General features: G+C 53.7%; 8 protein-coding genes. 2 read left to right on the forward strand and 6 right to left on the reverse strand.

The annotated features are described in order from the left end of the window. On the forward strand, positions 1–550 hold a 550-nt coding region (locus POTG_RS07960; protein ID WP_232282251.1), incomplete at its 5' end, for a flavin reductase family protein. A gap of 86 nt (positions 551–636) precedes the next feature. Here POTG_RS07960 and rbsK read toward each other — a convergent pair. From rbsK to POTG_RS07990, 6 genes are all read right to left on the reverse strand, one after another. Next, positions 637–1,977, reverse strand: coding sequence for a ribokinase (gene rbsK / locus POTG_RS07965; protein WP_009224314.1), 1,341 nt, complete (start codon positions 1,975–1,977; stop codon positions 637–639). A gap of 651 nt (positions 1,978–2,628) precedes the next feature. Beyond that, positions 2,629–3,336: a PIG-L deacetylase family protein gene (locus POTG_RS07970; protein ID WP_009224315.1), complete on the reverse strand. Its 708-nt coding sequence runs from the start codon at positions 3,334–3,336 to the stop codon at positions 2,629–2,631. Positions 3,337–3,393: 57 nt separating this feature from the next. After that, positions 3,394–4,269, reverse strand: a complete 876-nt coding sequence (locus POTG_RS07975) for a carbohydrate ABC transporter permease (protein ID WP_009224316.1) — start codon at positions 4,267–4,269, stop codon at positions 3,394–3,396. Then, entirely contained in the window at positions 4,269–5,171 is a 903-nt protein-coding gene (locus tag POTG_RS07980; protein ID WP_198136173.1) for a carbohydrate ABC transporter permease, read from the reverse strand. The genes POTG_RS07975 and POTG_RS07980 overlap by 1 nt, the downstream gene beginning before the upstream one ends. 12 nt (positions 5,172–5,183) lie before the next feature. Further along, a complete protein-coding gene (locus tag POTG_RS07985; protein WP_009224318.1) occupies positions 5,184–6,476 on the reverse strand; it encodes an ABC transporter substrate-binding protein in 1,293 nt (430 codons plus the stop codon). A 79-nt stretch (positions 6,477–6,555) separates the two neighbouring features. Then, positions 6,556–7,515, reverse strand: a complete 960-nt coding sequence (locus POTG_RS07990) for a GNAT family N-acetyltransferase (RefSeq protein ID WP_009224319.1) — start codon at positions 7,513–7,515, stop codon at positions 6,556–6,558. Between POTG_RS07990 and POTG_RS25340 the strand changes: the two genes are divergently transcribed. After that, positions 7,514–7,764 (forward strand): hypothetical protein (locus POTG_RS25340; protein ID WP_036644687.1); only part of this gene is annotated, 251 nt, incomplete at its 3' end. The genes POTG_RS07990 and POTG_RS25340 overlap by 2 nt on opposite strands.

The following is a 7,764-nucleotide window of genomic DNA, read 5'->3' on the forward strand; positions in this document are numbered from 1 at the left end:
ATGCAACATGGAGAAAATCGAGGTTAATTTTGAAAAAATGTACTATGGTTTTCCGGTCATTCTAACCAGCTTTTACGATGAACATGGAGTTGCACACGTGACGCCGTCTTCGTCCTCTTACTCACTGAAGGACCTGATTGTGCTGGGTTACAACAGCAAGGGCTATGCCGCGCAGCATCTCAAAGCGGGAGCCGACTTCGTGGTGAACCTACCGGATCGCTCCCTGCAGGAGTCGATTAACTACTGCGGTTCCCGTTCCGGTGCAGAGGGCAGCAAATTCGCCGCAGCCGGTTTGACACCGGTAGCTTCGGAGCATGTCCACGCCCCGGCGATCCAGGAATGCCCGATCTCCATCGCTTGTCGGGTCGTCGAAGTTGTCGAAAGCGAACAGTTCCCGGGCCTGACCCATATTTTCGGACGAATCGTCAGCCGCTCTGTGGCCAAGGACTATTTGAGCGCGGAGGGACGTTTGCTAATTGACAAGCTAAATCCGGTGATCTATGCCGGGGATGGAGTTCACAAGGGGTTCCGGTTTTTGCAGGAGAGTTGACAGCACAGCGGTCACCTAGCAGCAATTCCTTTCGCGCGAAAAAAAGCTGCTTCTTCGCTTCTATAGCGAGGGAGCAGCTTTTTGCTTTACTCATCTATCAGCCAACGCCTTAGCACGTTCGCGTGATTATACACCGGGTCCTTGGCGGCATACAGCAAGGTGACCGGACGTTCGCGCGCGATATCGCGGATCCGGTCCGCGAGTACAGCACATTCCGGGCGGCTACTCAATTCCCGCAGGTAATTGGCGCTAAATTCCGCATACCGTTCCATTCGGTGCGCGAATTCCTTGCGCAGCTCCGGGCTCGGGGCGATCCCCTTCATCCACTCGTCAATCGCCGCATCGGCCTTGGCCATCCCGCGCGGCCACAGACGATCCACAAGGATGCGATAGCCGTCTTCGGGAGCCGGTGGTTCGTAGATCCGTTTGACCCGGATCTGCTCTCCAAGCGTCGTTGTCGGGCGGGATGAGCCTGTCTTCGCAAATTGCCGCACTTCGTCAGCCGTTGGCATGCCTGCCTGGGCGCCGAACTTCGTCACGGCCAGCGCGGAAGCTTGCGATGCATATTGTATCGCCTCCTTCAGGCTTTGTCCCTGAACGAGAGCGATAGCCAACGCAGCGTTAAAACAGTCGCCGGCCCCTGTCGTGTCCACGACAGAAACGACGTGTCCCGCCACAGTCCGAACTTCCCCAACCTCATCCAAAAACGCCGATCCTTCGGCGCCTAACGTGGTTATAACCTGGGCCACACCTAGTTCCTTCAGTCGTTGCATCGCCATGCGGATAAAGTCGCTGTTCGTGTGCGTTGTGTCCGTCGCATCCGTCATGCTCGCCCCTATCCCGGCGTACCGCACCAACTCCGTACGATTCGGCGTGATATAGTCGATATACTCGTAAATCTCCTGTGGAAGTTCTCGAGCCGGGGCAGGGTTCAAAATCACCTTCTTGCCCAGCGATTTGGCGATCCGCGCTGCATAGAATACAGTTTCCACCGGAATTTCCAGCTGGAGCAGTACGATATCGGCTTCCTTCAGCTTGTCCAAATGCTGATCGATATCCGCCGGAGTCACTTGGTCGTTAGCTCCGGGAACAACCAGAATGCTGTTGTCACCATCGGCAACGTAGATCGAAGCAACGCCCGTTGCCGTATCGGCCAGCCTCTTGACGCCGCTGACATCAACACCTTCCTTACGCAGGGCGGCCAGCAGATCCTCTCCAAAATTGTCCGCTCCAACCGCACCAATCATCGAGGTACTCGCCCCCAAACGGGCTGCGGCAACCGCCTGATTTGCCCCTTTACCTCCCGGAATAAAGCGAACCCGATCGCCCAGCAGAGTCTCCCCGATCTGTGGAATCTGCCGCGCCTCCACCACAATATCCATATTCAAACTACCGATCACAGCCACCTTAGGTTGCGTCATTTTCATAACCATCCGCCCTTATCTTGGTTTCTGCCCTCAAGTTTATGCCAGTTGCGTCCTTTCAGCAAGTTGCTATCTCATCGTTGTCCAGGTCCTTTTCCACCACAATCGTTCGATTGAATTGATTTAATAAAGCATAACTCAAACAAGACAATCCCCTCCACCGCCTGAACCAAATACACTTCTGAACCAACGGGATAATGGTGGAAAAGAGGGGCCAGCGGGCAAAAGGTTCCTAGTAACAAAACAATCGCTCCCCCTAGGCCCCGGTCATTATATTGAATTTAGGTCCTTTTCCACCATTATCCCCTTCAGTCAGGGGGACTGTGATCCTATGGTCATTCCTCCCATTTTTACATCATTATGTATCTGGATCAGGTTGAAGTAGATTCCACTCGTTCGATTGAATTGATTTAACTAAAGCATAACTCAAACAAGACAATCCCCTCCACCACCTGAACCAAATACACTCCTGAACCAACGGGATAATGGTGGAAAAGAGGGCTCCGAAGGCGAAAGGTACTGTGTAGGTGCAGATTCAGGTCCAGATTCTGTTACAGTCACAGTAAAGGTACATCAATGACACATTAAAGGCGCAATACAATGCACGGTGAACAAACAACCGGGACCCTAAGGCCCCGGTCAGCATGAGTAATACTATAAAAACTGCACCCGCTTATTTAATGCGCCGGGTGGAACCATAAACGCTTGAGCCCGCTTGAATCCGACCGGCGCTCCGCGCACGATGGTCAACGCTTTGTAGTATTCGATGAAGGGGAAGCCGGACGTTTCACCGCGCGCATAGGCGTACACGTTCATCGCTTTTACCCAGGTTTCATAGGCTTCTTCCGGGATATCCACGAACACCTCTGGCTGGAAGTCATACGGGTCCTCCCAGTTGTCGGTATAATAGAGCGGGCCGGAGTAGTGATTCGGCAGCGCCCGCTCTATCGTTTTCAGCGCCGCATAGAACCGGGCATCCTCAACGATGTAGTGCGTGTTCGCATGATCCTTATGCATCGAGCCTTTCCAGTGCGTGATGAGCAGCGTGGGCTTCACTTCGCGAATCACGTCTGCAACCTGGTATTTAACCTCTTCGTCGACCGGCAGCTCCGCATCCTTATAGGCGAGAAACCGTACGTCCGCCCCAACGATCTCGGCGAATCTGTGCGCCTCTTCGATTTTTTGCTTCGCATAATCGTCCGGGGACAGCTTGGGATGCCCCTTCTCTCCTGGCGTCAAGTGCAGGAAAGTCGCTTTATGTCCCGCCTGTACGTATTTTGCGATAACGGCCCCCGCTGTTAAATCCATATCTCCGGCATGCCCGCCGATGGCCAATATATGTTGTGGTTTATCCATTTCCATGATCCGGAATCTCCCTTCAAGTTGTAGTATTGTTGGCAATCAAAATATCCGCCACGCCTATTCTTTCAACCCAGAGTTCATCATGCCGCGGACGTAATATTTTTGCAGAATGATAAACACGATGAGGATCGGCACCGTCGAGATGACAAGTCCTGCCATCAGAAGCGGTTGGGTCAACGTCGGATCCAGGTGGTCCTTCAGCATTTGCACCCCAACGGGCAAGACCGCCAGCTCGGGATTTACTGAGTTAATGATCAATGCCCAAATGAACTCGTTCCACTGCCCAATAAATTCAAAGATCGCCAGAGTGGCTAACGCAGGCCCGGTCATCGGCATAATGAGCCGGAAATAAATACGGAACTCCGATGCACCGTCAATACGAGCGGCTTCCAGGTACGCGTTGTTGATCGTCATAATGAACTGCCGCATCAGGAATATGCCGTACGCGCTAACCGCAAAGGGGAGAATCAAGGACAGGATCGACGTCGTCATCCCGCCTACGCCCCCGTTGCCAAAGAGATCATTACCGCCTACCAATGGAAAATGCGTCATAATATAAAAGTTCGGGATAAAGAACAGAAAGCTCGGAATCATCATCGTCGACAAAATAAACCGAAAGATCCCATCCCGTCCGCGAAACCGCAGCTTCGTGAGTGCGTACGCCGCCATCGAGCTTGTCAGCAGCACCAAAACGGTGGTGATGACGGATTTGAGCAGGCTGTTTTTGAACAACAAAGCGATGTTCAGAGATTCAAACGCCAATTTATAGTTGCCAAACTGGAACGTCTCCGGCAAAAAGCGGTAGTACAGGCTGTTATACTCCGCCGGCCCCTTAAACGAGCTAAAGATCATATCCAGGAAAGGGAACAGCATCGCGATGGAGCCGATGACGATGATTGTAAAGGAAACCCAAGGCTTTTTTCTCCGTCGCATTAGTAGCTCTCCACCCCTCCCTGTTTAAAAAACCGCATCTGGATCGCCGTAATGATCATGATGCATACAAACAACACAAACGCCATGGCGCTGGCAAGTCCCCAGTTACCAAAGGAGAACGCCTGCTTATACATTTCCAAACCTGCTACGTTGGTGGCATCGCCCGGACCTCCGGTGCGCGTCATGACCATGGTTAGCGTAAACGACTGTAGTCCGCCGATAAACGAGGTGATCAATACGAAGGTGATGGATGGTTTAAGCAGCGGCAGCGTGATCCCAAGAAACACCTTCCACAAACTTCCCCCTTCCAGATCCGCAGCCTCATAGTAGTCCTCCGGGATCGCCTTGAGCCCGGCCGACAGGATCAGCATCGAACTGCCGATCCCGAGCCAGCCTCCAACGACAATGACCGACGTCAGCGCGGTGTTGGGGTCTTGCAGAAAGTTTTGCCGAGGGATGCCCACCCAGGTGAACAGCTCGTTGATCAACCCATTTGTCGGGTTGTACAAGTACAGCCAGATGTTGCCGATGGCGACAACCGTCGTGACCGATGGCAGAAAGTACAGCGTTCGCCATAGTCCCTCCCAGCGCAGACGGGTGATGAAATAGGCGACTGCCAATGCACAGACAAACGAAATCGCCACCGTACCAAACGCAAACGTAAACGTATTGGTTAAGATCGGATGCAAAAAGTTCGAATTCGCTGAAAACAATGTGCGGTAATTGGCCAAACCTACCCACCGGATCGACGCGAGGTCGAAGCCGCCCCATTCCGTAAAGCTGAGGAACAGAGAGAAGAAAAACGGGATCACCAGGAAGATCGCGTAAAACACGAACACCGGCGTCAGGAACAAATAACCAACCAAGCCTTCACGATATGCTAAACCCATCTTCTGTCTCATCAGCCGGTCCCCTTATTGTCCCAGCTTCGCCTGGATATCCCTCTGGGCATTTGCGAGCACTTCTTCCTTCGTGGCTTTGCCTGCCCACATGTTTTCAATCTGCTTATACAAAATGTCCTGGATTTCCGAAGCGGTGGCCGGGCTTTGTTCAGGATTCGCGTATTGCAGCGCATCGGAGAACGTTTTGGCGATCGGGTCGGCGGCCAGCTTGTCTTGGATCGTTTGTGAGGCGAGATCGGTTTTGCGCGCTGGTACCGTATTAAAGCCTTCGATCAAGAAGTTTCCTTCCGGCGTCATCCCGTTCTTCACCTCAACCGAGTTAAACCACTTGAGGAACTTCCAGGCGGCTTCCTGATGCTTCGACTTGGAGTTTACGCCCCAAGCCCAGGTATACGCCAAGGAGCCCTGAGTTTGACCGTCCGGTGAAGGCAGCGGGGCTGCACCTACGTCGACGAAGCTGTCTTTCATGAGCGTTTTCAAGGAACCCGCCCACCAGCCGGCCTCAATCGTCATCGCCACTTGACCGGCGCCAAACGCCTTGGTCGTCTCGAACCCGATGTCGGAGATCCCGTTACTTCCGTAAACCTTCGAATAAAGATCGATCGTTTGCTTTGCAGCCTCACTGTCGAGATTCGGCTTGCTTAAATCCTCGCTTAACAACGTGCCTCCGGCGGTAGCCAGCAGCCCCATAAATGGCTGTACCACTTTACCGGCATAACCTCGCAAGAAGCCGAACCCTTGTACCGTGGTTTTACCGTCCTTGTCTTTTTGCTCGATGGCAGTAGCCATTTGCAGCAGTTCATCCCACGTTTTCGGCGGCTGGTCAAAGCCTGCTTCCTTCAGCAGCCGCTTGTTGTAAAACAGACCATAGGCCTGCACCTCGGTCGGATAACCGAAGATTTGCCCGTCGATCGTTGCTGCAGCCACGGCGGATTCTGGGTAATTCACTCTGATGTCAGCCGCGATATCCTCAGGTGCCGGGGCCAATACCTTATTTTTGGATAACTGTCCGCCCCATAAGGTGTACGTATGGACGATGTCAGCCACCTGACCGGCTGTCTGCTTGGTCATCATTGTGCTGAGCAGCTGGTCAAATTCGACCGGAGTCAGCTTCACTTGGATGTCGGGATTTTCTTTGTTCCATTGTTCGATGTAAGGTTTGAGGAGGTTCTCGTTTTCACCGGTATAATGCGAAAGCAAGGTGAGGGTCACTTTCGAGGAGGAACTTGCGTTGTTGCCGGAAGAACAGGCGGTCATGCCAATGGCGCAGACGATCGTTAAAAGCCAAATGAACGTTTTATTCACGCTTCTCCCTCCCAGGATAGGACTTAGGATCGTATTTGCTTGTTGCTGTTCTGTTTTTACCGCAGCACGGATGAGGTGTTTATGCGAAGGTCTTTACCATGATGTCGAAGGTTCTTGTAACCGAAAAACCTGTTTGTTTGTACAGATACCCTGCCGGGCTCTGCTCGCCGGTCCAGAGAAACCAGGCTCCGTGCAGCCCATGGGCACGCATGGTGTGAAGGCAGTGATGAAGCAGAATTTTGCCGATGCCCCGGCCGCGTTGATCCGGATGAACGCCAAACGGTCCAAACCGTTCGCGAACTCCTTCGTACCCGCCAAACAAGCAGAAGCCGACAAGCCGGCCGCGCTCGCGGGCCACCATAATTTGCTCCAGCGGCAACCCCTGAAGAATGCCCTCACGGATTGCCCGAGCCCAGTCCGAATTAAACAATTCCAGATTAAAGCGGATCAATTCCGTCAAATCGGCATCCTGTGCCGTGCGAAAGGTATAACCTTCCTCCTCCCTTTGCCGCTTCAGCGCTTCGACCTCGGCCGGAGTTTCATAGCCCACCAGGCTGTAGTCCATCGCAACGGCGGAGTATTGCTTGGTAAAGCCGTTTTTTTGTAAAAATGCCGCCCCTTTCGGGTAGCCTGCTGCGTCAATGCCAGGCACGATGTAATTGGGAGCGTAGGAAGCGAAGAACAGCTTAGTGCGGCCGTGCTCGCGCAAGAAGCGTTCAGCTTCAAGCAGCAGCCGGCTGCCCACGCCCTGCCGTTCGAACTTGGGATCCACGAAGAAAAATGGAATCCAGCCGTTCTCCGGCTCCAGCTCTGTGCCGCTCATCGGAAGCAGCCGCCGCACCGCGTAGACGCAGCCGACTAACCGATCCGTCTCGTCAAAGGCGAAGCGCATGCCTTCCGGATCAAAGTTGGCGTCCAGCAGCACCAGATTCCGGAACCGCTTCGCCGTCACCGGGTCGAGGAGCAGCACGCGGTTCCAAAGCTCGACCAGCTTCGCTTCGTCGCCAGGCCGGTACCCCCGGGTTGCGATTTGTCCCATGATGGATCTCCTCCTGTTCTCTATCGTTGAACTTGTTGAACAACTTCTTCGCGGCCAACTGGCCCTGTTGCCACAGCTGCTATGCATCGGCAAACGCTGCAGCGACCGTGTTATGAAACTTGGCGCGCAAGCCGGCTACGGATCGATCCCTCCCGTAATGGACGCGATTGGTCAGCAGGACGCAGGCCAGCTCCCTTTGGGGATCGATGTAGAGGCTGGTGCCGGTGAACCCGGTGTGGCCGTAGGCCA

Source organism: Paenibacillus sp. oral taxon 786 str. D14 (genome assembly GCF_000159955.1).
In the GTDB taxonomy this organism is placed as follows: domain Bacteria; phylum Bacillota; class Bacilli; order Paenibacillales; family Paenibacillaceae; genus Fontibacillus; species Fontibacillus phoenicis.